Genomic DNA, 22519 nt, shown 5'->3' on the forward strand with positions numbered 1-22519 from the left:
TCGGACCCATCATCGGACCCATCATGCTGAAAACCGCCCTCCTGTCCTTCTCCCTACTGGCCGCTGCCTCGTCCGCGCTGGCGCAACCGGCCGGCGTCGTGCCGAACCGCCCCGCGCCCGCTGCCGCCGGCACTGCCGCGCCGGCCGCCTGCCCGGCACTGTTGAAACAGAACTTCAAGCGCCTGCAGGACGAGGCGCCGCAAGACCTCTGCCAGTACGCCGGCAAGGTGCTGCTGGTCGTGAACACGGCCAGCTACTGCGGCTACACCAAGCAGTACGAGGGGCTGGAAAAACTGTACGCGAAATACGGTCCGCGCGGCCTGGTGGTGCTGGGCTTCCCGTCGAACGATTTTAAGCAGGAAGCGGCGAGCACCAAGGAAATCGCCGACCTCTGCTACAACACCTACGGCGTCAAATTCCCGATGTTCGCACCGACCGTGGTCAGCGGCGACAAGGCCAATCCGCTGCATGCGGCGCTGGCCCAGCAGACCGGCAAGCAACCGAAGTGGAATTTCACGAAATACCTGATCGGCCGTGACGGTAAAGTGATCGAGCATTTCCCGAGCAAGGTCGCGCCGGAAGACCCCGAGCTGACCGGCAAGATCGAAAGCGCGCTCGGTATGTAATCGTCAAGCTTGTCGGTTTTGATTCACATCAACGATTTTGTTGATTTGGGTCAATAAACTTGCCTCATCAATGACGACACGATGAGGCAAGAAAAATGAAAACAGCAGCACTGACCATGATCGCGGCCGTGCTCGGCCTGACGGGCGCCGGCGCCGGCGCCCAGGAATCGCCCTGGCAGCTACGCGCGCGCGCGGTCCACATCGACACCGCCAACCACGCCGATCCGGTGGGCGGCATTGGTGCGGCCGACCGCATCCATGTCAGCAACAAGACCATCCCCGAGCTCGACATCAGTTATTTCTTCACGCCGCAGCTGGCGGCCGAACTGATCCTTACTTATCCACAAAAACATGCCGTGCGCCTCGATGGGACGCGCATCGGCAGCTTGCGCCACCTGCCGCCGACGCTTACCCTGCAATACCATTTCGCGCCTGGACAGGCCTTGCGTCCCTATGTCGGCGCCGGTGTGAACTACACGCGCCTGTCGCGCGTGCGCCTGCTCGACGGTGCGGGCGGACTCGAGAACGACAGCTGGGGCCTGGCCGCGCAGGCCGGCGTCGACTTCCGCATCGCCCCGCAGTGGTCGCTCAACGTCGACATTAAAAAAGTGCAGATCCGTAGCGACGTGTTCGTCGGCGGCGCCCGCGCCAGCGCGGTCAAGGTCGACCCGCTGCTGCTGGGTATCGGCGTCGGCTACCGGTTCTGATTCAGGGAGCCCGCTCCGGGCCCGGCTCGAAGTAGGCCAGCAGCGGGCCGCGCAGGGCATTGCAGACGACGATGCCTTCGGCCCGCGCCAGCATCGCGCGCGTGATCACCCGCTCGCTGGCGCGCCAGGCCGGCGCGGCCAGCATGGTCGCGCGCATCACGCCCGGCAGCAGCCCGCACGACAGCGGCGGCGTGATCCACTCGCCGCCGATCCGCACGAACACATTGCTGCGCCCCCCTTCGGTCAATTCCCCCCGCTCGTTGAAAAACAGGGCGTCGAAGGCGCCTTCGGCTTCGGCCGCGCGCCAGGCGGCGTCGTAGCGGTTGCGCACCGAGGTTTTATGGCGCAGGAAGACGTCGTCCGAATGGGTGGTCTCGGCGGCCAGCACCAGGCGCACCGGCTCGTGCAGGGGCGCCAGCGGGGCCGCCGTGAGCGCGAGCCGGTCGTCGGCGTCGAGCGCCAGGCGCAGCCGGTGCAGGCTGGCGTCTTGCGGCAGGGCGAGGCAGGCGTCGACCACCAGCGCGCGCGCGGCATCGGCATCGAAGCGGCGATTGAAATACGCGCAGGAGGCGGCGATGCGCGCCAGATGGGCGTCGAGGTGGCGCGGCCCGTCCTGCCACGAGGCGCGGATGGTCTCGAAGATCTCGAACGCGTTGGGCAGTGCCGTCAAAAAGCGCGCCTTCAGCCGGCACTCCGCGAATTCCGCTTGCGGGTCGCTGTCGAAGACGATGCCGGCACCGACCCCGAGTTCGCCGCGCCGCAGCGCTTCGCCGGGGCCGAGCGCGAGCGTGCGGATCGGTACCGACAGGCAGAAGTCGCCGAAGGCGCGCCCGTCCTGGGGCGGGTCGAACCAGCCGATCGCGCCCGTATAGATGCCGCGTGCGTCGGGCTCGAGTTCGTCGATGATTTCCATGGTGCGCCGCTTTGGCGCGCCCGTGATCGAGCCGCAGGGATACAGCGCCGCGAACACCTCCAGCAGGGACGCGTCCGCGCGCAGGCGCGCCTGCACCGTGGAGGTCATCTGCAGCACGGCGCCGAAGCGCGTCACCTCGAACAGGCGCGGCACCGCCACGCTGCCGGTCTCGGCGATCCGCCCCAGGTCGTTGCGCAGCAGGTCGACGATCATCAGGTTTTCGGCGCGGTTCTTGGGGTCGAGTGCGAGCGCGGCGGCGCGCTCGGCGGTCGTGGCCTCGTCGTCCGACGCCGGCGCCGTGCCCTTCATCGGCCGCGCAAGCAGGGTGCCGCCGGTATGGCGCACGAACAGCTCGGGCGAGAACGACAGGAGCGCGCCGCCGTCGGGCAGCCCGATCAGGGCCCCATACGGCACCGGCTGGCGCGCGCGCAGGCGCCGGTACAGCGCGAAGACCGAGCCGAAGGCGTCGAAACGCAGGCGGTAGGTGTAATTCACCTGGTAGGTGTCGCCGGCGGCGATATAGTCGCGGATGCGTCCGATCGCCTCGACAAACCGGGCTTCGTCGACGTTCGCATCGATCGCGCCGATGCCGGCCGGGGTGTCGCCGGCGGCGGCGCGCGTGGCGACCCAGGCGGCCGCGGCGTCGGGCGTCAGGCGCTCGCAGCGCTCGAACAGCAGCACCTGCGCCAGCGGCCCGGCCAGCGGCTTGGCAGGAATGCCGAGCAGGTGCGCGCCCAGTTCGTAGGAGAGCAGGGGCACCGCGTACAGGCCGCGCGCGAGGGCGGCCTGCAGTTCGGCCAGCACGCCGGCCCAGCCGGCGGCATCAAGGCAGTCCAGGGTGCCCGCATGGCCGGTGTACAGTCGCGAGCGCGCCTGCGCATGACCCTCCGCGCCCGCATCGTCGAGCAAGGCAAAGACCGTATTCATCGAGGGGCCTCAGGCCGCCAGCAGCAGCGATAATTGTACGCCTGTCCCGTCAGCGGGATGCTGGCGGAAGCCGCTCTTGGCAAAGCGGTGCCAGCGCCCGGTGACATAGCTCACCAGCAGGCTGGCGCGCGCCGGAACGTCGTCCTCGATCCCGTGGCCTTGCGTGACGGCCAGGCGCAGCGCGCCCTTGCAGGCCAGCTCGATCCTGTCATAGAACAGGTTCATGCGCAGCTGCAGGCGCTCGTCCTCGCCGACCAGGGCGTCGCCGATCAGCACCCGCGTCATGCCGGGATTGCTGGCGGCAAAGTTCAGCAGCATGGTGAGAATGGCATAGGCCTGGTCGACGCCGCGCTCTTCCCTCTCGACGATCTGGTTGATGACGCCGAACACGCTCGATTCGATGAACTCGATCAGGCCTTCGTACATTTGCGCCTTGCTGGCGAAGTGGCGGTACAGCGCCGCCTCCGACACGGCCAGGTGCGCCGCCAGCGCGGCAGTGGTGATCTTCTCGCCCTTCGGCTGTTCGAGCATGGCCGCCAAGGCCTGGAGGATCTGCAGTTTGCGCTGGCCTGGCTTGGTGCTTGCCATGGTGTCCCGAAATAAAGGTAAATGAATTAGCGGAGCCTGTTCAGCTGCTTTGGTAGTTGCCGCACGGATTTTACTTTGACATCGACATAATTGGGGCGAATCAATCTTCGCGGCCGGGCTTGCGCCAGTGTGCTGCGCTCGCCGCGGCGCAGGTACTGGGTGACCCAGACGGTGGACAGGCCCAGCTGCTTCGCGCTTTTCAGGTTGGCCAGCGTGTCTTCGACCAGCACGCAGTCGCGCGCGGCGACGCCGTGGCGGCGCAGCAGGCGCGCCAGCATCAGCTTCGACGGCTTCGGGCGCAGCTGGCGGTGTACCTGCATCTGCTCGATGGCGATATGGCGCGTGAAATGGCGCTGCAGGCCTAGGTGGCGCATCACGTGGGTCGAATAGTCGAGCGGCGCATTCGTCAGCAGGATTTTTCTGCCGGGCAGGCGCTGCAGCAGGCGGCCGAGACCGGTTTCGGAGCGCATCATCGCGCGCAGGTCCGCCAAATCGTGGGTTTCACGCAGGAAGTGGGGCGCATTCACGCCGTGGTGGCGCATCATGCCGAGCAGGGTGGCGCCGTATTTTTTCCAGTAGCCGAGGCGGGCGGCGTCGATGCGTTCCTGGGTGACCGGGGTGACACCGTCGTCGAGCACGCGCGCGATATAGGTGTTCATGTTGGCGCTGATGGCCGGGAAGATTGCATGCGATGCATCATGCAGTGTATTGTCCAGATCAAACAGCCAGACAAGCGGGCGACGGTGGGTAGTTGACACGATTTCAGAGAGGGGAGCAGGTATGCGACGTCCGATTATAGTAGTGTTCCTCAGTCTGCTCCTGATGGCCGTCCAGGCCGTCGCCGCCGAGCGCGGCGCGCTGCTCAAGGTCACGGACAAGGGCAACACCTTGTACCTGTACGGCACCATCCACGCCGGCCGCGCCGATTTCTATCCGCTCGAGCCGCGCATCCGTGCAGCGGTCGCGGCCGCGCCGACGCTGGCGCTGGAGATCGACGCCGCGCGCGACCCGGCCGCCGTTGCCGCCGCCCTCCAGCAGCACGGGCTGTACCCGCCGGGTAGCACCGGCCTGGCAGGCTTGCCGGCCGCGCGCCGCCTGCCCATCGAGGCCGGCTTGCGGCAACAGGGCGTCGATCCGGCCGCCGTGGCGCGGATGCGGCCGTGGCTGGTGGCGACGCTGCTGGCGGTCGCCGACATCGGCAAACTGGGCTACGACCCGGCGCTGGGTGTCGATGCCCACCTGGCGCAGCTGGCGCGCAGCAGCAAGATCCGAATCGCCGAGCTCGAATCGGCGCAGTACCAGGCGGCGCTGCTGAACCGCTTGCCGGACGACGCCCAATGGCGCCTGCTGGAAGAAACGCTGGAGAACATGGCCTCGGGCCGCCAGCTGCGCGAGGGGCGCGAGATGTTCGACGCCTACGACCGCGCCGACCAGGCCGCGCTGGAGCGGATCGCGCAGCGGATCGACAGCGACACCACGTTCTCCGGCAGCTTCATGCGCGACATCGTGCTCAACGAGCGCAACGGCCCGATGGCGGACAAGGTGGCCGCACTGCTGGCGCGCGAGGACAATGCGGTGGTGGCGGTGGGGCTGCTGCACCTGCTGGGGAAAAATGGCGTGCCGGAACTGTTGCGCCAGAAGGGCATCAAGGTCGAGCGGGTGTATTGAACGACTTGGGAAGACTGCGGGGAATGGTGCCCTTGACGTGGATTGAACACGTGGCCTCTCCCTTACCAAGGGAGTGCTCTACCACTGAGCTACAAGGGCGGGCAGAAAATGTAATGGCGGCATGGACGCCGCCACAACTGCACAAATGTTTAGTGCGACCGGATCATAGTGCCAAACGCCTGTTCGGTCAAGACTTCCAGCAACAAAGAGTGCTCGATGCGGCCATCGATGATGTGCACCGTATTGACGCCCGACTTGGCCGCATCCAGCGCCGACGAGATTTTCGGCAGCATGCCGCCGGAAATCGTGCCGTCTTCGAACATCTCGTCGATCTCGCGCGCCGACAGGTCGGTCACCAGGTTGCCGGCTTTATCCTGCACGCCGGCGATGTTGGTCATCATGATCAGCTTTTCGGCCTTCAGGATTTCCGCGATCTTGCCGGCGACGACGTCGGCATTGATGTTATAGGCCTGGCCGTCCTGGCCGAAGCCGATCGGCGAGATGATCGGGATGAAGGCGTCGTCCTGCAGCGCTTTCACGACCGCCGGGTTGATGGCCTCGATTTCGCCGACAAAGCCGATGTCGAGGAACTCGCCCGGCTTTTCCTTGTCGGGCATCGACATCCGGCGTGCACGGATCAGGCCGCCGTCCTTGCCGGTCAGGCCGACCGCCTGGCCGCCGTAGTGGTTGATCAGCATGACGATATCCTGCTGGACTTCGCCGCCCAGCACCCACTCGACCACTTCCATGGTTTCTTCGTCGGTGATGCGCATGCCCTGCACGAAGGTGCCCTGCTTGCCGATTTTTTTCAGCGCATTGTCGATCTGCGGACCGCCGCCGTGCACCACCACCGGATTCATGCCCACCAGTTTCAGGAGGATGACGTCGCGCGCGAAGCCGTGCTTCAGGCGCTCGTCGGTCATCGCATTGCCGCCGTATTTGATGACGATGGTCTTGCCGTGGAAGTTACGGATGTAAGGAAGCGCCTCGGCCAGGATCTGCGCCTTGATCTGCGGCGAGACCTTGGTCAGGTCATTGTTTTGGTCCTCGGTCTGCAGGCTGGTCAACTGAGCGTTCATGGTGGGTCCGAAATGAAAGTGGCGGAGATTTTACAGGCAACTAGGCCGCCTTTGTAGGCATTATGCAGCGCTCTTGTTGTATTTTATGGCCTGACGCGTCAGGATGGCCGCTGATGAACGCTGCAACGATATTACACATGACGAACGATTTCTGTCGCCGGGGTGCGCCATGAGCCTGTGTTCCCGCTGCGGCGCCGCCTTCGGCTGCGCCATGGCCGATGCCGCGCCCGGCCCCTGCTGGTGCACCGAACTGCCGCCCGCGGTGCCGGTACCGGGCGTCGACGCCAACTGCTGGTGCCCGGACTGCCTGCGGGCTCATATCGCGGCAGCGGCGCTCGGCACTGGCAGCAACCAGCACCAAACGGGAGGGCTCGAGAAACCGTAGCGAGCGGAAGGAGGGGCGGCGCAGGTCGGCTCTCCGACGCGCAGCAGGTTTATCGAGCTCCCCTCAACGGTGCGTACTAAAGAAACGCATCATCTCGCGGCTGGCGTCCGGTCCCTTGCCGTCGGTATAGCTGCCGCGCGCGCTGCCGCCGGACCAGGCGTGGCCGGCACCGTGGATGACCCAATGTTCGCCCTGCACCTTGCCGTCGGCCCGCTTGTGCATGGTGCGGGTATAGGCGTGGCCGTCGGGCACCCGGCCCGGTTCGACCGCCATGGCGTCGGCGGCGTCGCGCGCCTGCACCATCAGCTCGTCGCCGTTGGTCGGGTGCACGGTCTGGTCCTGGTCGCCATGGAAGACGATGATCGGCAGCGAGCGGCCCGGCTGCAGCTGGGCGTCGCGCTGGCGCTGGAGCTGGCCCTTCATGGCCGCCAGTGCCGAGGGCAGGTCGTGGGCCGATGCGAATGGCAGGCCCGAGTGCACGCCGACCGCCGCATACAGGTCCGGATACAGCGTGCCCATGATGGTGGACATGGCGCCGCCGGCCGACAGGCCCGCCACATACACCCGGGCCGGATCGATGTTGTGCTTGGAGATAATCGCACGCGTGATGCCGGCGATGATCGAAGGCTCGCCCTGGTCGCGCTGCTGGTCGACGTTGTTGAACCAGTTCCAGCAGCGCGAGGCATTCGCCTGGCGCGATTGCGCCGGGTAGACCACGAGGCAACCCATTTCCTCGGCCAGCGCGTTCATTTGCGTGCCGTGGGCGAAATCGTCCGGGTCCTGGGTGCAGCCGTGCAGCATCACGACCAGCGGCACCGGCGTGTCTGCCGTGTAGCTGCTGGGCACATACAGTTTATAGCTGCGGGTGCCGGCGCCGTTGGTATGGCTGCCCTCGCTGAAGGTGCCGGGCAGGGCGGCTGCCGGCTCGTTGGCGGCGGCGGCGCCGCCCCCGAAGTTGCGGCTCAGTTCGGCCAGCATGTCCGATACCTCGGATGGCATGCGCGGGTGGGCCGCCCCGTTCGCCTGCGACAGGCCCTGCATTTGCTGCTGGGCTGCCTGGGTCATGGCCGAGGCGCTTTTCAGCGCATCCTGGATCACCTTGTTGGTGTCCAGTTGCGGCTTGTGCATCAGGTTGCGGGTCGCGGCCCGCATCTGCGAGAGCAGTTTGTTGTTCATATTCAGTTTCATGTGCTTTTCCTTGTCGTGCGCTCGAAGGTCGGCCTCTTGGGCCTTCCCTACTGGATGCGCTCTGCCAATGCGGCTTTTACGGCGTTGCTTGCATGCAGCGCCCCAAGCACCGAAATCGATTCAATGGTGGCCAGTGCCAGTTCGACCGACACGTCGCTGGCGATGCTGGCCATGCCGAGTACCTGGATCTGGAGCCGGACGCCGGCCTGCTGCGCCGCTTCCAGATCGGTGCGCGAATAATGGTGCATGCCGAGCACGAGGCTGCGGCGGGCAACGGTTTGCCGGACCACGTCGGCGTGGGTATTCAACTGGTTGCGAATCGCCGTCCGAATCAGGTCGGTACGGTTGCTATAAAACCCTTCGCTGACCAGCAAATCGATCTGGCCCAGGTCGATCATGCCCAGGTTGATCGTGATCTTTTCCGAGTCCGCGAGCTTTTGCTTCGGCTCGCTGGTCGTCGTTATCTCGCCCCGCATCCTTGCACCATCCTTTCTTTGCACCCTTGTACCATCCTGTTACCATCCACCTGGATGGTTAAATCCTGAGACCAGTGTACCCTCCTGAGCCCTGAGGTCAAGCGCGATCCGTTTGAATCGGGTACTCTATTTCTCCATGAGTCCAGAATTACAACCCGGCCTGCGCTTCGCATGGCAGTACACCGTTCCCGCGCGCGCCACCGTGCCCCAGCTGTATCACGACACCCCGTTCTGCCTCGACATGCCCGAGGTGCTGGCGACCGGCTACATGGTCGGCATGATGGAACTGGCCTGTGTCCACGGCATGATGCCTTTCCTCGACTGGCCGCGCGAACAAAGCCTGGGCACCATGGTCAGCTTCCAGCACCTGGCGCCGACCCCGCCCGGCATGACCTTGCGCATCGAAGGCGAGGTGACCGAGGTCGAGGGCAAGCGCGTGCGTTTCAAGGTCGAAGCCTGGGACGACGTCGAGCGCATCTGCGAAGGCACGCACGAGCGTCACGTGATCGACCCCGAGCGCTTCCAGGCCCGCCTCGCGCGCAAGCACGGCGAGGTGGCGCCATGACGCAGCCCGAAGGCCAGACGCCGGTGCCGTCGCCCTGCATCAGCCTGTGCGAGATGGACCAGGTTACCGGCCTGTGCCGCGGCTGCCTGCGCACGATCGACGAGATCGTCGCCTGGGGCAGCGCCGGCGACGACTACAAGCGCGCGGTCTGGTTCGAAATCCGGCGCCGCGAGTCCGAACTCGATTTCGGCTGACATGCAGTTGCGCCTGCCCGCCACGATGCAGGTCTTCGAGCGCGGCTGGCTGTCCTCGAACAATGTGCTGTTTACGGGATCCGAGACGGCCCTGGTCGACAGCGGTTATCTCACCCACGCGCCGCAGACGCTGGCGCTGGTGCGTCATGCCCTGCGCGAGCGCCCGCTCGAGCGCCTGCTCAACACCCACCTGCACTCGGACCACTGCGGCGGCAACGCGGCCCTGCAAGCGGCCTACGGCTGCCACACGGCCATCCCGGTATGGGAGGCCGACAAGGTGGCGCGCTGGGACGAGGATGCGCTCAGTTACCGCGCCACCGGGCAGCAATGCGCCCGTTTCGGTTTTGATGGCGTGCTGTCCCCCGGAGAGGCGCTCACCCTGGGCGGCCTGTCCTGGGAGGTGCTGGCCGCGCCCGGGCACGATCCGCATGCGCTGCTGCTGTATTGCGCAGGCGAGGGCATCCTGGTTGCCGGCGACGCGCTGTGGGAAAACGGGTTCGGGGTGATTTTTCCGGAACTGGCCGGAGAACCCGGTTTCGACGAGGCCCGCGCCACGCTCGACCTGATTGCCGGCCTCGATGCGCGGCTCGTGATTCCCGGACACGGGCGCATGTTCGGCGATGTGGGGGCGGCATTGGCACGGGCCTATTCGCGCCTGGATTATTTGGCGGGCGACCCGAAGCGCAATGCGGAGAATGCGGTCAAGGTCATGCTGAAGTTTTTATTGCTCGAGCGGCAGAAGATTGCGCTGGCGGCGCTGCCCGGCTTGTTGGCGTCGATTCCGGTGGTCGGCAGCGCGCTGCGCTGGCTCGACGCCGGTGCGCTGGCGGCCGCGCATGGACGCTGCGACCCTTACGCCGCCCTGGCCGACTGGGCGCTGGCCGCGCTGGTGCGCGCCAGGGCCGCCCGCGTCGACGCCGGTTTCCTGGTCGACGCCTGAATTAGAGCCGACGGTCTAGCACGACCGTGCTTTTTTGACCCTATAATCGAACGGTCCGATCAACCACGCCGAAAGCCGCCCATGTCGCTGCCCCCGATCCTGCAAGACCTATCCTTACCCGTGATTGCTTCGCCGATGTTCATCGCCAGCGGCCCGGCGCTCGTCGCGGCGCAGTGCAAGGCCGGCATCGTCGGCTCCTTCCCGGCCCTGAACGCCCGTCCGGCCGAGCTGCTCGATACCTGGCTGACCGACCTGCAGCGCGAACTGGCCGAGTATGCGGCCGCCCATCCGGGCGCGAAGGTCGGCCCGATCGCGGTCAACCAGATCGTGCACGCCTCGAACGCGCGCCTCGAGCACGACGTCGAGGTCTGCGTGAAGCACCAGGTGCCGATCATCATCTCCTCGCTGCGGGCGCCGCCGAAGGAGATGCTCGACGCCGTGCACAGCTACGGCGGCATCGTCCTGCACGACGTGGTCTCGATCCGCCACGCGCAAAAGGCCCTGGAGGCGGGCGTCGACGGCCTGATCCTGGTGGCGGCCGGCGCCGGCGGCCATGCGGGCGCCTTGTCTCCGTTCGCGCTGGTGGGGGAGGTGCGCAAATTCTTCGACGGCCCGCTCGCCCTGTCGGGCGCCATCGCCACCGGCGACGCCATCCTCGCGGCCCAGGCGATGGGCGCCGATGTCGCCTACATCGGCTCGCGCTGGCTGGCGACCCAGGAATCGAACGTCAGCGCGTCCTACCGCGAGGCGATCGTCGAATCGAGCGCGGCGGATATCGTCTACACCAACTTGTTTACTGGCGTGCACGGCAACTACCTGAAGAAATCGATCGTCAACGCCGGGCTCGACCCGGACGCGCTGCCGGAATCGGACAAGAGCAAGATGAGCTTCGGCGACGGCACGGCGAAAGCCTGGCGCGACATCTGGGGCGCCGGCCAGGGCGTGGGCCTGATGGACGACGTGCCGACCGTGGCCGAGATGGTCGCGCGCCTGAAGGCCGAATACGAGGCGGCGCGCGCGCGCCTGGCGCTGCGCTAGGCGGGGCGGTCCCGGAGGGGGGCATTGAAGCCGGGGCTTCAATGCCCCCTCCCTACACTTTACGACGCTTTTTCGTCCGGAATCGGATAGTCGGGCGCCGGATCGGCCGCGTTCAGGTCTTCCTGGCGGATCGCGTACAGCGCCGGCAGGTTGCGCCAGTAGCCATACACGTCCATGCCGAAACCGACCACGAAGGCGTTCGGCAAGGTCAAGCCGACGATGTCGGCGCGGATCGGCTTGCTGCGTTTGATGTCCTTGTCGGCGAATACCGCGACGATGACCTCGGCCGCGCCCATGTCGAGCAGGCGCTGCTTCACGTGAGCGAGGGTTTCGCCTTCGTCGAGGATGTCGTCGACGACGACGATGGTGCGGCCCGCCACGTTCTGGCGCGGGATTACCTTCCAGACGATCTGGCCGCCGCGGTCGTCGTCGCCATAGCGGCTGACGTGGATGTAGTCGAATTCGAGCGGGAAGCCGAGCTGGGGCAGCAGGGTGCCCGTAAACACGACGGCGCCGCCCATCACGCCGAGCACCAGCGGGAAGGTGGTGTTGCCGGGTGCGCCGAAGCGCTCGTTGAGGACGTCGGCCACGTGCCGCACGGCGGCCTGCACTTCTTCGGGGCTGACGATCTGGCGCGCGTTCGCAAGTAGCGCACGCGCGCGGGCATGGTGAAAATCTTGCATGGTCATCGTTCTAAGAATGTCTCCGATTAGATTATGGGGCAACTTTGCAACAAACCCACGTCCGCTTGAATCCACGTGTCAACACAGCCGCCGTTTCCGCCACTGCGCTGTTGATGTTTATACGCAAGATTTGCCCGCGCCATTATCCGTCTTTGGGGCGTATCATACGTGGCTTGAATAACATCGAAGCCAGCCATGTCCACGAATGAATTCACGATGCAGAACACTGCGGAGCGCGCCGCGCGCCTGCAGCAGCTGCGCACCGCCATGGCGCGCCATGGGATCGACGCCTTTATCCTGCCCTCGAGCGACCCCCACCTGTCCGAATACCTGCCGCGCCGCTGGCAGGGACGCGAGTGGATCTCCGGCTTCACCGGTTCGGTCGGCACCTTCATCGCGACCCGGGATTTCGCCGGCGTCTGGACCGACGGGCGCTACTGGACCCAGGCCGAGACCGAACTGGCAGGCACCGACATCTCCCTGATGAAGATCCCGTCGGGCGCCAGCCTGCTGCACATCGACTGGCTGGCCGCCAACATGCGGCCCGGGCAGACGGTGGCGGTCGACGCCCGCGTGCTGGGCCTGGCCGTGGCGCGCCTGCTCAAGGACGCGCTGGGCGCGCGCGGCGTCCAACTGCGCACCGACCTCGACTTGCTCGACGAGATCTGGACCGACCGTCCCGGGCTGCCGGACGCGCCGATCTACGAACACGAGGCGCCGTATGCGACGCTGGCGCGCGCCGAGAAACTGGCCGCCACCTGCGACGCCATGGAAACCCTGGGTGCGGACCGCCACTTCATCTCGACCCTCGACGACATCGCCTACCTGTTCAACCTGCGCGGCGCCGATGTCAGCTTCAATCCGGTGTTCGTCGCGCATGCGCTCGTCGCACGCGATGGGGCGACCCTGTTCGTGGCCGAGGGCAAGGTGCCCGAGCCCTTGCGTGCCAAGCTGCTCGAGGAGGGCATCGCCCTCGCCCCGTATGCCGGCGTGGTCGAGGCGCTTGCCGCGCTGCCGCCCGGCAGTTCGCTGCTGCTCGACCCGCGCCGCGTCACCGCCGGCATGCGCGAGGCCGTTGCCGGCGACGTGCGCGTGGTCGAGGCGGTCAACCCGACCACCTTCGCCAAGTCGAGAAAGAGCGAGGCCGAGGCGGCGCACGTGCGCGCCACCATGGAGCAGGACGGGGCGGCCCTGTGCGAATTTTTCGCCTGGCTGGAGGAAACGCTGGCCAACGACCGGCGTTCTCCGCTGACCGAGCTGAGCATCGATGAACAGATCACGGCAGCGCGTGCGCGCCGTCCCGGTTTCGTCAGCCCGAGCTTCGGCACCATCGCCGGCTTCAACGCCAACGGCGCCATCATGCACTACCGCGCCACGCCGGCCGCGCACGCCGTGATCGAGGGCGACGGCCTGCTCCTGATCGACTCGGGCGGCCAGTACCTGGGCGGCACCACCGACATCACGCGCGTGGTCCCGGTCGGGAACGTCAGCGATGCCCAGCGGCGCGATTTCACCCTGGTGCTGAAGGGGATGATGGCCTTGTCGAGCACCCAGTTCCCGCGCGGCACCCGCGCGCCGATGCTCGACGCCATCGCGCGCGCCCCGATCTGGGCGGCCGGCGTCGACTATGGCCACGGCACCGGCCACGGCGTCGGGTATTTCTTGAACGTGCACGAAGGACCGCAGACGATTTCGCCGAGCGCCGCCCCCGAGCCGCACACGGCGATGGAGCCGGGCATGATCACCTCGATCGAACCGGGCATCTACAAGCCGGGGCGCTGGGGCATCCGGATCGAGAACCTGGTGCTGAACGTGCCGGCCGACAGCGGAGAGTTCGGCGACTTCCTGCGCTTCGAGACGCTGACCCTGTGCCCGATCGACACCCGCTGCCTCGACCTGGCGCTGTTGGCCCCGCACGAAGTCCAGTGGCTCAACCGCTACCACGCCACCGTGCGCGAACGCCTGCTGCCGCACGTGAGCGGCGCCGCGCGCGACTGGCTCGAACTGCGTACCAGGGAGGTCTGACATGGTGTCCGCCCGCTCCACCCGCGCCAGCTCCGCCGTCGAGCGCCTGAAACGCCGTACCGGGCAGACCGGGTATTCGATGGCGCGCACCGGCGACGGCCTGTTCTACCTGTCGGAAACGCCCGGAGCGCCGCCCTTGTGCGCGCCGCTCGAACTGGACGAATTCGTCCAGTTCGTGAACGCCCTGGGGCCGCAGGAAGTCAAGCGCGTCAGCAAGCACGACCTCGCGTTCGAAAAGCAGCTGGTGCGCAAGAAGCCCTGAGCCGGGGAGCGCTCCCCGGCCATCTACAAGGATGCCATGACGAGCCTGAATTTTGTGTCCCCGTACTGGTCGCCGGCCGAGATCGTGACCAATGCCGTGATCCTGCTGCACCTGGCCGGCGCGTTGCTGCTGGGCCTGCTGGTCGGCTACGAACGCTCCTACCACGGCCGCGCCGCCGGCATGCGCACCTACGGACTGGTGTGCATGGCCTCGTGCGCGCTGACCATCGTCAGCGGCTATCCGGAAGCCTGGTTCGGCGGCCAGACCGGCGCCATCGGCGTGGTCGACCCGACCCGCGTGATGCAGGGTGTGGTGACCGGCATCGGTTTCCTCGGCGCCGGCGTCATCATGCGCGAGGGCTTCAATATCAGCGGGCTTACCACCGCGGCCTCGATCTGGAGTTCGTCCGTGATCGGGATCCTGGTCGGGGTCGGCTTTTATCTGGCGGCGATGGGACTGGCGTTTTTCTCGGCCATGATCATGATCTACCTGAACAAGGTCGAGGCCGTGCTGCCGTCGCGCCGCGCGGTGGCCGTGATGCTGCGCTTTCGCCGGGATTTTTTGCCGCGCGAGGAAGCGCTGCGCGAGGCGGCGCTCGAGCGCGGCTATACGATCGCCGGCAGTTCGCTGACCATCGCCAGCACCGCCGGCGGCCAGGAATGGCGCTTCGTGGCGCTGGCGCTGTCGCGCCACAACCGCGCCACGCTCACCGAACTGGCGGCCGAACTGTCCTCGTTCGAGGGGGTCGAAGGTTTCCAGCTCTCGCACGCCCGCAACTGAGCGTCCCGCACGCTCTATAATTAAAAATTACTAGACTGGATAGCAAGACCATGACCGCACAAGACGTTCTCGATTTCTGGTTCCTGCCGCGCACCGACGCCGGCTACGGCAAGGCGCGCCCCGAGTGGTTCCGCAAGGACGCCGCCTTCGACGCCCTGGTTGCCGAGCGCTTCGCCACCGTGATTGCCCAGGCGGTGGCCGGCGGCCTGCGCGAATGGGATCAACAAGGTCCCGAGGGCACGCTGGCGCGCATCTTGGTCCTCGACCAGTTCACCCGCAACGCCTTCCGCGACAAGCCGGAGTCGTTTGCCGGCGACATGCTGGCGCTGCAGGCTGCGCGCGCGCTCGTCGACAGCGGCGCCGACCGCCTGCTCGAGCCGCAGCAGCGCGCGTTTGCCTACATGCCCTTCGAGCACGCCGAGGACGCCCGCATGCAGGAGTGCGCCGTCGAACTGTTCGGGCGCCTGGCCCAGGAACACGAGGGGTTTACCGAGATGCTCGACTATGCGCACCGCCACCGCGGCGTGATCGCGCGTTTCGGCCGCTTCCCGCACCGTAACCCGATCCTCGGGCGCGCCTCGACCCCCGACGAACTGCAGTACCTGGGCCAGCCCGGCGCCGGGTTCTGATGGCGGCGACACTCAACATCGTCGGCGCCGGCCATGTCGGCCGCGCGCTGGGCCGGCTGTTTTGTACCAAAGCCGTGTTCGAGGTGCAGGACGTGCTGACGCGCTCGCCGGCCAGCGCCCTCGAGGCCGTGCAGTTCATCGGCGCCGGGCACGCCGTCGCGGCGCACAGCGCGCTGCGCCCGGCCGCGGCCTGGATGCTGGCCGTCGGCGACGACCAGATCGCACCGGTCTGCGCCGCCCTGGCCGAAGCCGGGCTGCTGGGCGGCGCCGTCGTGTTTCACTGCAGCGGCGCCAAAACCTCGGACGAGCTCGCGGCGGCAAGCGCGGTTGGCGCCCAGGTCGCCAGCGTGCACCCGGTGCGCAGCTTCGCCGATCCGGAATCGGTGGCCGCCAGCTTTGGCGGCACCTGGTGCGGCACCGAAGGCGACCCGGCCGCGCTGGCGCTGCTGTCGCCGGCCTTCGAGGCCATCGGCGCGCGCCTGGTCGCCATCGACGCCGCCGCCAAGACCGTCTACCACGCCGCCTCGGTGTTCGCCTCGAACTACCTGGTGACGGTGCTCGACGCGGCGCTGCGCGCGTATGCCGCCGCCGGCGTGCCGGAAGCGGTGGCGCGCGAACTGGCGCGCCCGCTGGCCAGCGAAACCCTGGACAATGTGTTCAGGCTGGGGCCGGCAGCAGCCCTCAGCGGCCCGGTCGCGCGCGGCGATGTCGCCACCGTCGCGCGCCAGCACGCGGCGCTCCAGGACTGGGATGCCCCTAGCGCCGCGCTGTACGGCGCCCTGGTCGAGGCCACCACGGCGCTCGCCGCGCGCAAGCGCCGCGGCGCCGCCTGAACCTGCATTTTTCTTTTTTTTATTGGGCAAGGACGACATGGTGTTTACCGCCTGGGCCACGCTGGCCGTTCTCGGCGTATATTTCTGGACCGGCGTCGTGGCCGGCTGGGCGCGCGTCAAATACAAGGTGCCGGCGCCGCGCATGGACGGCCCGCCGGCCTTCCAGAGCGCGCAGCGGGTGCAAGCCAATACGCTCGAGCAGTTGCCGCTGGTGCTGGGACCGCTCTGGCTGTGCGCCGCCTACCTCGGCGATGGCTGGGCCGCGGCCGGCGGCCTGCTCTGGTGCGCGGCGCGCATCCTGTACGCGCTCGGCTATTACCGCGACCCGGCACGCCGGGAGGCCGGCTTCGTGCTCGGCATGCTGGCCTGCGGCGCCCTGGTCGCCGGGAGCGTTGTGGGGCTCGTGCTACGCTAATTGATGCACTAAAGCAAAATATCTTGATCTAGGAATCGACAAAGTTTCTAAATAGCAATAAGCTCTCTGGTATATCCGTAGTTCCCGGCGACTGGTGCGCGTCGCGCCCGGCCGGTTTGCTGCGCAGGAGACCATATGCTGTTTTTGAAGAGTACCGCGATCACGAAGGCACCCGGCATTTATGAAGTCGATGTCGCCGCCAAGCCGCCCGGTAAGACTTTTGGCGTCTACCTCGCGACCGATCCCGACAATCCGCCGCAAGCCCTGCTGGCCGCACTGGCCGAGCTCGGCTTTAAGGGCACCTACCAGAAGAATTACACCCACCGCGACAGCGGCCGTGTGCTCGACCTGCATTTCGAGAAGGACGGCACCGACCTGTTCAAGGGCTGGAAGCCGGAAGAGTGCAGTGCCAACCTGGCCGCGCTCGCGAGCCTGTTCGACAAGCTCGGCCTGCAGGTCGCGCCGCGTGTGATGAGCATGGCCGAGGCCTACGCCTGAGGCAGGTCGCCGCCTGACGGCCCGCCTGCGCAGCTGGCGCGGGCATCCGGCGCGTCATTCGTGCAAGAATCACCGTTCGACCACTGCACGATGGATTGTCCCTGTGGACCTGTTCGATTCTCCTGGCACGTTGGTGCCGATCCCGATCCACGACGGCAAACTGGCCTGGCAAGCCCAGTTGCCGCTGCCGTATTCCAACGAGGAGCTGTTTGCGCGCCTGCTCGAGCAAACGCCGTGGCGCGCCGAAACGGTGCTCGTGTACGGCAAGCGCCACCTGCAGCCGCGCCTGACGGCCTGGTATGGCGATGCCAGCTATACATATTCCGGACTGCGCCTGGCGCCGCTGGCATGGACGCCGCTGCTGGGCGAAATCCGTACCGCCGTCGAGGCCGCTTGCGCGCGGCGCTTCAACAGCGTACTGCTGAATTTATATCGTGACGAGCGCGACAGCATGGGCATGCACAGCGACGACGAGCCCGAACTCGGCCCCGCGCCGGCCATCGCTTCGCTCAGCTACGGCGCGACGCGCACCTTTATCCTGAAGCATAAACGCGACAAACGCACGCTGCGCCTGCCCCTGAGCGCCGGCGGCCTGCTGTTGATGAGCGGCGCCACCCAGCAAAACTGGCTCCACGGCATCAATAAATCGACGCGTTCACTCGGCGGGCGAATCAACCTGACTTTCAGATACATCGTTTAAATTGCACCGATTCTGCGCTATCCTGCGCCTAAATATAACTGAACAATAAGTCAGTTATGTTACATCCAATTACATTTCTTACGGAATACCGACGGACATAAAGTTTTCACAGTGATATCTTGAACCCATCGCGATTCACAATGCATCGCGAGCCAGTCCAACACTGTCATAAAGGATTCTCGTATGAAAAAGCTCATCTTTGCACTGATCGCAGGTACCGCCGCCATGGCCGCCCAGGCCCAGACCACCGCCACCACCGCTCCACGTGCCTATGTCGGCGCCGGTGTGTCGACCGTCGAAAGCGATTTCAAGATTTCCGGCGCTAACAACGTCGACAACAGCGGCTGGAAGGGATCGGGCAAACTGTTCGGCGGCGTCGAAATCGACCAGAACTTCGGCGTCGAGGCCGGCTACACCGACTTCCGCAAGTCGCGCGCCAACTACACCTATAACGGCGCCAACGGCGTGGCCGAAGCCGATGGTTACGGCAGCTACCTGGCCGGCAAGGCCACCATGCCGGTCAACGAGCAGACTTCGGTCTACGGCAAGCTGGGCGTGGCGCACACCAAGCGCGAAATGACCTCGAGCACCCCGGGCCTGGCCCGTAAAGTGAGCGACAATGGCGTGTACGCCGGCATCGGCGTGCAGCACGCGCTGAACCAGCAAGTGTCGCTGATCGCCGAGTACGAGCGTTACGGCAAGAAAGCAGACTTCGGCGCCAAGCCGGACGTGCTGACCATCGGCGCGAAGTACAACTTCTAAGCTGACCAGTAGCTGTCACAAACAAAAGGGCCTGCGGGCCCTTTTTGTTTTTGCAGATGCCGCTGAACGAGAGGGATGTAGGGTAGGCAGGTCCCCTGCCTACGCGTTCAAGCGGTGCGGGAAACGAGCTGGTGCGAAAAGCATGCAGCGCTTGAACGCGTGAGCGGGGGACCCGCTCACCCTACGGTAGCGCGGATCATCTCAAGCAAAGCCGCCACCTTCGCTACAAAGGCGGCGCCGCGCCGATCGCTGCGCGCGCCCCCAAGGCCCACGGCGGCAGGACCGGCGCCGTCTGCGTCTCGACGGTGGTGAAACCGGCCGCAATAAACCGGTGCAGCGACGACCAGGGCCAGTCGCAGGCGCTGGCGCACAGTCCGTGGCGCACCGGGTTGCTGTGCATGTAGTCGATCAGGGCCGCATATTCGGCATCGTCGCTGACCCGGAACTCCTGGTACTGGCGTTCCCAGATGGCGCCGTCGGGGCTGGCGCCCACGAGCGACTTGCGCAAGGCTTTCGAAAAGGCGATCTTGACCGCGCGCCAGCGGCTCGAGCAGTCGTGGTCGCCCGGCGGCAGCGTCCACATCGCGTGGGCGTGGTCGGGCAGCACCACCCAGCCGTCGACATGGAAGGGCTTGCGTACCCGCGCCTGGCGGATCGCTTCTCCAAAGGCGGAAATATGGTCGGTCAACAGGGTGCTGCCACGGTTTAACAGCCGAACCGTGAAGAAAAAGGTTCCACCAGGAACCCGGTTGTCGCGGTAGTCAGTCATGGGCAAAGTGTGCCAATCGAGGATGGTCGCCATGCCGATTGGCGCAAAGGGGAGGCGGGAACTATTGGCCTCATCAGCGATCGATTCTACACACGACGTTTATTCGGCCGCGATCCATTTCCGCGCGAAAATAAAAACGCCCGACGATGCCGGGCGTTTTACTGATCATTCAGCGCGACTCCTTGCGGGAGCCGATACTGCGGGCGTGATCCGTGGATCAGGTCGTCAGCGGCTTGTAGCGAATCCGCTTCGGCTTGGCGCCTTCTTCGCCGAGGCGCTTCTTCTTGTCCGCTTCGTATTCCTGGTAGTTACCGTCGAAGAAAGTGACTTGCGAATTGCCTTCGAAGGCCAGGATGTGGGTCGCGATGCGGTCGAGGAACCAGCGATCGTGCGAAATCACCATCACGCTGCCGGCGAATTCGAGCAGGGCGTCTTCCAGCGCGCGCAGGGTTTCCACGTCGAGGTCGTTCGACGGTTCGTCCAGCAGCAGGACGTTGCCGCCTTGCAGCAGCGTCTTGGCCAGGTGCAGGCGGCCGCGTTCGCCACCCGACAGGTTGCCGACGATCTTTTGCTGGTCCGAACCTTTGAAGTTGAACCGGCCCAGGTAGGCGCGCGACGGCATTTCGAAGCGGCCGACGCTGAGCATGTCGGCGCCGCCGGTGACGTCTTCGAACACGGTCTTGTTGTTGGCCAGCTCGTCGCGGTGCTGGTCGACCAGCGAGATGCGGGCCGTTTGACCGATCACGACTTCGCCGCTGTCCGGCTGTTCCTTGCCCGCGATCATCTTGAACAGGGTCGACTTACCGGCGCCGTTGGGGCCGATGATGCCGACGATCGCGCCCGGCGGCACGGTGAACGAGACGTTATCGAGCAGCAGGCGGTCGCCGAAGGCTTTCGAGACGTTCTTGAACTCGATGACTTCGTTGCCCAGGCGCTCGGCCACGGGGATGAAGATCTCCTGGGTCTCGTTGCGTTTCTGGTATTCGAATTCGGACAGTTCGTTGAAGCGCGCCAGGCGGGCCTTCGATTTGGCTTGCCGTGCCTTCGGATTCTGGCGTGCCCACTCGAGTTCCTTGGCCAGCGCCTTCTGGCGTGCCGATTCCGTCGCTTCTTCCTGCTTCAGGCGGGCCTGCTTCTGGTCCAGCCAGGACGAGTAATTGCCCTTCCACGGGATGCCCGAGCCGCGGTCCAGTTCCAGGATCCATTCGGCGGCGTTGTCGAGGAAGTAGCGGTCGTGGGTGATGCCGACCACGGTGCCCGGGAAGCGCAGCAGGAACTGTTCCAGCCACTCGACCGATTCCGCGTCCAGGTGGTTGGTTGGTTCGTCGAGCAGCAGCATGTCCGGTTTACTCAGCAGCAGTTTGCACAGCGCCACGCGGCGCTTCTCGCCACCCGAGAGCACGCCGATCTTGGCATCCCAGGGCGGCAGGCGCAGCGCGTCGGCCGCCATTTCCAGCTGCAAATTCAAATTGCCGCCGTCGGACGAGGAGATGATCGCCTCCAGGCGTTCCTGCTCTTTCGCCAGCGCATCAAAATCCGCGTCTTCATCGGCGTAGGCCGCGTACACGGCTTCCAGCTTGGCTTGCGCCTCGAAGGCCTCGCCGAGACCCGATTCGACTTCCTGGCGTACCGTCTTTTCCGGGTCGAGCTGCGGTTCCTGCGGCAGGTAGCCGATGTTCAGGCCCGGCATCGGGCGCGCTTCGCCCTGAATGTCGGTGTCGATGCCTGCCATGATCTTGAGCAGGGTCGACTTGCCCGAGCCGTTCAGGCCCAGCACGCCGATCTTCGCACCCGGGAAGAACGACAGCGAAATATCTTTCAGGATCTGGCGTTTCGGCGGCACGATCTTGCCGACGCGGTTCATGGTATAGACGTAATTGGCCATTCTTTAACTCTGTAGACAATCAAGTTGCACAGCATACGATAGAAGCACGCCCCGGGTCACCCTTATCGCGAAACTTTCGGCTGCGCCTTCGCTTCCTCCATGCTGTGCCGCAGCAATCCTTCGCCCGCAAACAGGAGCAGCGCGATCCAGATCAGCGCAAACCCGGTCAGGCGGTCAACCGTAAACGCTTCCTTGAACAGCAGCACGCCGAGCAGGAACTGGATGGTCGGCGACAGGTATTGCAGCAGGCCGAGGATCGACAGCGGGAGCTGGCGCGCGCCATTGGCAAACAGCAGCAACGGGATGGCCGTGATCGGCCCGGCCGCCACCAGCAGCAGGCGCGTCGTGTCCGAGGGCGTGTTGACGAAGGCGTTGCTGCCGTTGAAGCTCAGCCAGGCGACATACGCGGCCGCAATCGGGAACAGCACCATCGTCTCGAACGACAATCCCTCCAATGCGCCGAGCGCGGCAGTCTTGCGCAGCAGCCCGTAGCCGCCGAACGAGACCGCCAGGAACAGCGCGATCCACGGCACCGTGCCGGTCTGCCAGGTGAGCCAGGCCACGCCCAGGCCGGCCAGCGCGATCGCGGCCCACTGCACCGGGCGCAGGCGCTCCTTGAGGATCAGGTAGCCCAGCATGATGTTGAACAGCGGAGTGATGAAGTAGCCGAGGCTGGCCTCGATCACGTGGCCGTTATTGACTGCCCAGATATACACCAGCCAGTTGGCGCTGAGCAGGAAAGCCGAGGCCACGAAACTCCGGAACACGCGCGGCTGGCGCACTTGCTCGAGCCAGCGCCACTGGCGCCGCAGCCCCAGCACGATCAGCAAGAAGGCGAGCGACCACAGCATCCGGTGCGCCAGGATCTGCAGGGGCGGCACCTCGTCCAATGTATGGAAATAAATCGGGAACAGGCCCCAGCACAGGAAGGCCAGGGTAGCGGAAACAATGCCGGTGCGCATGGGAAATGGAACAGATGGGAGG

At 65.9% G+C, this 22519-nt stretch carries 27 protein-coding genes and 1 tRNA gene; 17 read left to right on the forward strand and 11 right to left on the reverse strand.

Annotated elements, in window-relative coordinates; all coding sequences use genetic code 11:
- The first annotated feature begins 23 nt into the window (after nt 1-23).
- Nucleotides 24-626: a glutathione peroxidase gene (locus tag ACFPAH_RS01710; RefSeq protein ID WP_379739681.1), complete on the forward strand. Its 603-nt coding sequence runs from the start codon at nt 24-26 to the stop codon at nt 624-626.
- A 95-nt stretch (nt 627-721) separates the two neighbouring features.
- Nucleotides 722-1333 (forward strand): OmpW/AlkL family protein, encoded by a 612-nt coding sequence (locus ACFPAH_RS01715; RefSeq protein ID WP_379739684.1) that lies wholly within the window; start codon nt 722-724, stop codon nt 1331-1333.
- A 1-nt stretch (nt 1334) separates the two neighbouring features.
- Here ACFPAH_RS01715 and pabB read toward each other — a convergent pair whose 3' ends face one another.
- The 3 genes from pabB to ACFPAH_RS01730 are packed head-to-tail and all read right to left on the reverse strand — an operon-like array spanning nt 1335 to nt 4543.
- Nucleotides 1335-3173, reverse strand: coding sequence for an aminodeoxychorismate synthase component I (gene pabB, locus ACFPAH_RS01720; RefSeq protein WP_379739687.1), 1839 nt, complete (start codon nt 3171-3173; stop codon nt 1335-1337).
- A gap of 9 nt (nt 3174-3182) precedes the next feature.
- Entirely contained in the window at nt 3183-3761 is a 579-nt protein-coding gene (slmA, locus tag ACFPAH_RS01725; RefSeq protein WP_379739690.1) for a nucleoid occlusion factor SlmA, read from the reverse strand.
- 26 nt (nt 3762-3787) lie between these two features.
- Nucleotides 3788-4543, reverse strand: coding sequence for a pyrimidine 5'-nucleotidase (locus tag ACFPAH_RS01730; protein WP_379740228.1), 756 nt, complete (start codon nt 4541-4543; stop codon nt 3788-3790).
- On the opposite strand from ACFPAH_RS01730, the gene ACFPAH_RS01735 reads away from it, so the two are divergent.
- Nucleotides 4542-5429, forward strand: a complete 888-nt coding sequence (locus ACFPAH_RS01735; protein ID WP_379739693.1) for a TraB/GumN family protein — start codon at nt 4542-4544, stop codon at nt 5427-5429. The genes ACFPAH_RS01730 and ACFPAH_RS01735 overlap by 2 nt on opposite strands.
- 24 nt (nt 5430-5453) lie before the next feature.
- On the opposite strand, the gene ACFPAH_RS01740 is transcribed toward ACFPAH_RS01735, so the two are convergent.
- Together ACFPAH_RS01740 and argB are read right to left on the reverse strand one after the other, a co-directional pair.
- Nucleotides 5454-5528 (reverse strand) — tRNA-Thr (locus tag ACFPAH_RS01740).
- 50 nt (nt 5529-5578) lie between these two features.
- A complete protein-coding gene (argB, locus tag ACFPAH_RS01745; RefSeq protein WP_379739696.1) occupies nt 5579-6508 on the reverse strand; it encodes an acetylglutamate kinase in 930 nt (309 codons plus the stop codon).
- Nucleotides 6509-6677: 169 nt separating this feature from the next.
- Between argB and ACFPAH_RS01750 the strand changes: the two genes are divergently transcribed.
- A complete protein-coding gene (locus tag ACFPAH_RS01750; protein WP_379739699.1) occupies nt 6678-6893 on the forward strand; it encodes a cysteine-rich CWC family protein in 216 nt (71 codons plus the stop codon).
- 63 nt (nt 6894-6956) lie between these two features.
- Here ACFPAH_RS01750 and ACFPAH_RS01755 read toward each other — a convergent pair whose 3' ends face one another.
- Together ACFPAH_RS01755 and ACFPAH_RS01760 are read right to left on the reverse strand one after the other, a co-directional pair.
- Complete coding sequence (locus tag ACFPAH_RS01755; protein ID WP_417568498.1) at nt 6957-8075, reverse strand: alpha/beta hydrolase family esterase; 1119 nt, start codon at nt 8073-8075, stop codon at nt 6957-6959.
- A gap of 53 nt (nt 8076-8128) precedes the next feature.
- Complete coding sequence (locus ACFPAH_RS01760) at nt 8129-8557, reverse strand: CopG family transcriptional regulator (protein ID WP_379739704.1); 429 nt, start codon at nt 8555-8557, stop codon at nt 8129-8131.
- Nucleotides 8558-8693: 136 nt separating this feature from the next.
- Here ACFPAH_RS01760 and ACFPAH_RS01765 point away from each other — a divergent pair, with 136 nt between their 5' ends.
- The 4 genes from ACFPAH_RS01765 (at nt 8694) to ACFPAH_RS01780 (ending at nt 11294) form a co-directional block, all read left to right on the forward strand.
- Complete coding sequence (locus ACFPAH_RS01765; RefSeq protein ID WP_379739707.1) at nt 8694-9122, forward strand: thioesterase family protein; 429 nt, start codon at nt 8694-8696, stop codon at nt 9120-9122.
- Entirely contained in the window at nt 9119-9316 is a 198-nt protein-coding gene (locus ACFPAH_RS01770) for a DUF1289 domain-containing protein (RefSeq protein ID WP_379739710.1), read from the forward strand. The genes ACFPAH_RS01765 and ACFPAH_RS01770 overlap by 4 nt, the downstream gene beginning before the upstream one ends.
- Before the next feature lies 1 nt (nt 9317).
- Nucleotides 9318-10256, forward strand: coding sequence for an MBL fold metallo-hydrolase (locus ACFPAH_RS01775; RefSeq protein ID WP_379739713.1), 939 nt, complete (start codon nt 9318-9320; stop codon nt 10254-10256).
- Nucleotides 10257-10337: 81 nt separating this feature from the next.
- Nucleotides 10338-11294: an NAD(P)H-dependent flavin oxidoreductase gene (locus ACFPAH_RS01780; protein ID WP_379739716.1), complete on the forward strand. Its 957-nt coding sequence runs from the start codon at nt 10338-10340 to the stop codon at nt 11292-11294.
- A 59-nt stretch (nt 11295-11353) separates the two neighbouring features.
- Here ACFPAH_RS01780 and ACFPAH_RS01785 read toward each other — a convergent pair whose 3' ends face one another.
- The gene (locus ACFPAH_RS01785) at nt 11354-11977 is read right to left on the reverse strand and encodes a hypoxanthine-guanine phosphoribosyltransferase (RefSeq protein ID WP_379739719.1); all 624 of its coding nucleotides are present in this window, start codon (nt 11975-11977) and stop codon (nt 11354-11356) included.
- Nucleotides 11978-12172: 195 nt separating this feature from the next.
- On the opposite strand from ACFPAH_RS01785, the gene ACFPAH_RS01790 reads away from it, so the two are divergent.
- The 9 genes from ACFPAH_RS01790 (at nt 12173) to ACFPAH_RS01830 (ending at nt 18881) form a co-directional block, all read left to right on the forward strand.
- Nucleotides 12173-14002 (forward strand): aminopeptidase P family protein, encoded by a 1830-nt coding sequence (locus ACFPAH_RS01790; RefSeq protein ID WP_379739722.1) that lies wholly within the window; start codon nt 12173-12175, stop codon nt 14000-14002.
- 1 nt (nt 14003) lies between these two features.
- Entirely contained in the window at nt 14004-14264 is a 261-nt protein-coding gene (locus tag ACFPAH_RS01795) for a hypothetical protein (RefSeq protein WP_379739725.1), read from the forward strand.
- 36 nt (nt 14265-14300) lie between these two features.
- Nucleotides 14301-15044, forward strand: a complete 744-nt coding sequence (locus ACFPAH_RS01800; protein WP_379739728.1) for an MgtC/SapB family protein — start codon at nt 14301-14303, stop codon at nt 15042-15044.
- Between the two features lie 50 nt (nt 15045-15094).
- Entirely contained in the window at nt 15095-15673 is a 579-nt protein-coding gene (locus ACFPAH_RS01805; protein ID WP_379739731.1) for a DUF924 family protein, read from the forward strand.
- Nucleotides 15673-16506 (forward strand): Rossmann-like and DUF2520 domain-containing protein, encoded by an 834-nt coding sequence (locus tag ACFPAH_RS01810; protein ID WP_379739734.1) that lies wholly within the window; start codon nt 15673-15675, stop codon nt 16504-16506. Before ACFPAH_RS01805 ends, ACFPAH_RS01810 begins: the two co-directional genes overlap by 1 nt.
- 37 nt (nt 16507-16543) lie before the next feature.
- Entirely contained in the window at nt 16544-16921 is a 378-nt protein-coding gene (locus ACFPAH_RS01815; protein ID WP_379739737.1) for an MAPEG family protein, read from the forward strand.
- A 135-nt stretch (nt 16922-17056) separates the two neighbouring features.
- Nucleotides 17057-17419 (forward strand): hypothetical protein, encoded by a 363-nt coding sequence (locus tag ACFPAH_RS01820; RefSeq protein ID WP_379739740.1) that lies wholly within the window; start codon nt 17057-17059, stop codon nt 17417-17419.
- 133 nt (nt 17420-17552) lie between these two features.
- Complete coding sequence (locus tag ACFPAH_RS01825) at nt 17553-18119, forward strand: alpha-ketoglutarate-dependent dioxygenase AlkB family protein (RefSeq protein WP_379739743.1); 567 nt, start codon at nt 17553-17555, stop codon at nt 18117-18119.
- Between the two features lie 183 nt (nt 18120-18302).
- Nucleotides 18303-18881 (forward strand): porin family protein, encoded by a 579-nt coding sequence (locus ACFPAH_RS01830; protein ID WP_379739746.1) that lies wholly within the window; start codon nt 18303-18305, stop codon nt 18879-18881.
- A gap of 223 nt (nt 18882-19104) precedes the next feature.
- On the opposite strand, the gene ACFPAH_RS01835 is transcribed toward ACFPAH_RS01830, so the two are convergent.
- From ACFPAH_RS01835 to rarD, 3 genes are all read right to left on the reverse strand, one after another.
- Complete coding sequence (locus ACFPAH_RS01835; protein WP_417568497.1) at nt 19105-19683, reverse strand: REP-associated tyrosine transposase; 579 nt, start codon at nt 19681-19683, stop codon at nt 19105-19107.
- 184 nt (nt 19684-19867) lie between these two features.
- Nucleotides 19868-21535: an energy-dependent translational throttle protein EttA gene (gene ettA / locus ACFPAH_RS01840; protein WP_379739752.1), complete on the reverse strand. Its 1668-nt coding sequence runs from the start codon at nt 21533-21535 to the stop codon at nt 19868-19870.
- 62 nt (nt 21536-21597) lie between these two features.
- Entirely contained in the window at nt 21598-22497 is a 900-nt protein-coding gene (gene rarD, locus ACFPAH_RS01845; RefSeq protein WP_379739755.1) for an EamA family transporter RarD, read from the reverse strand.
- Between the last annotated feature and the right edge of the window lie 22 nt (nt 22498-22519).

It is taken from the genome of Massilia sp. GCM10023247, from assembly GCF_042653325.1.
In the GTDB taxonomy this organism is placed as follows: Bacteria; Pseudomonadota; Gammaproteobacteria; order Burkholderiales; family Burkholderiaceae_D; genus Telluria.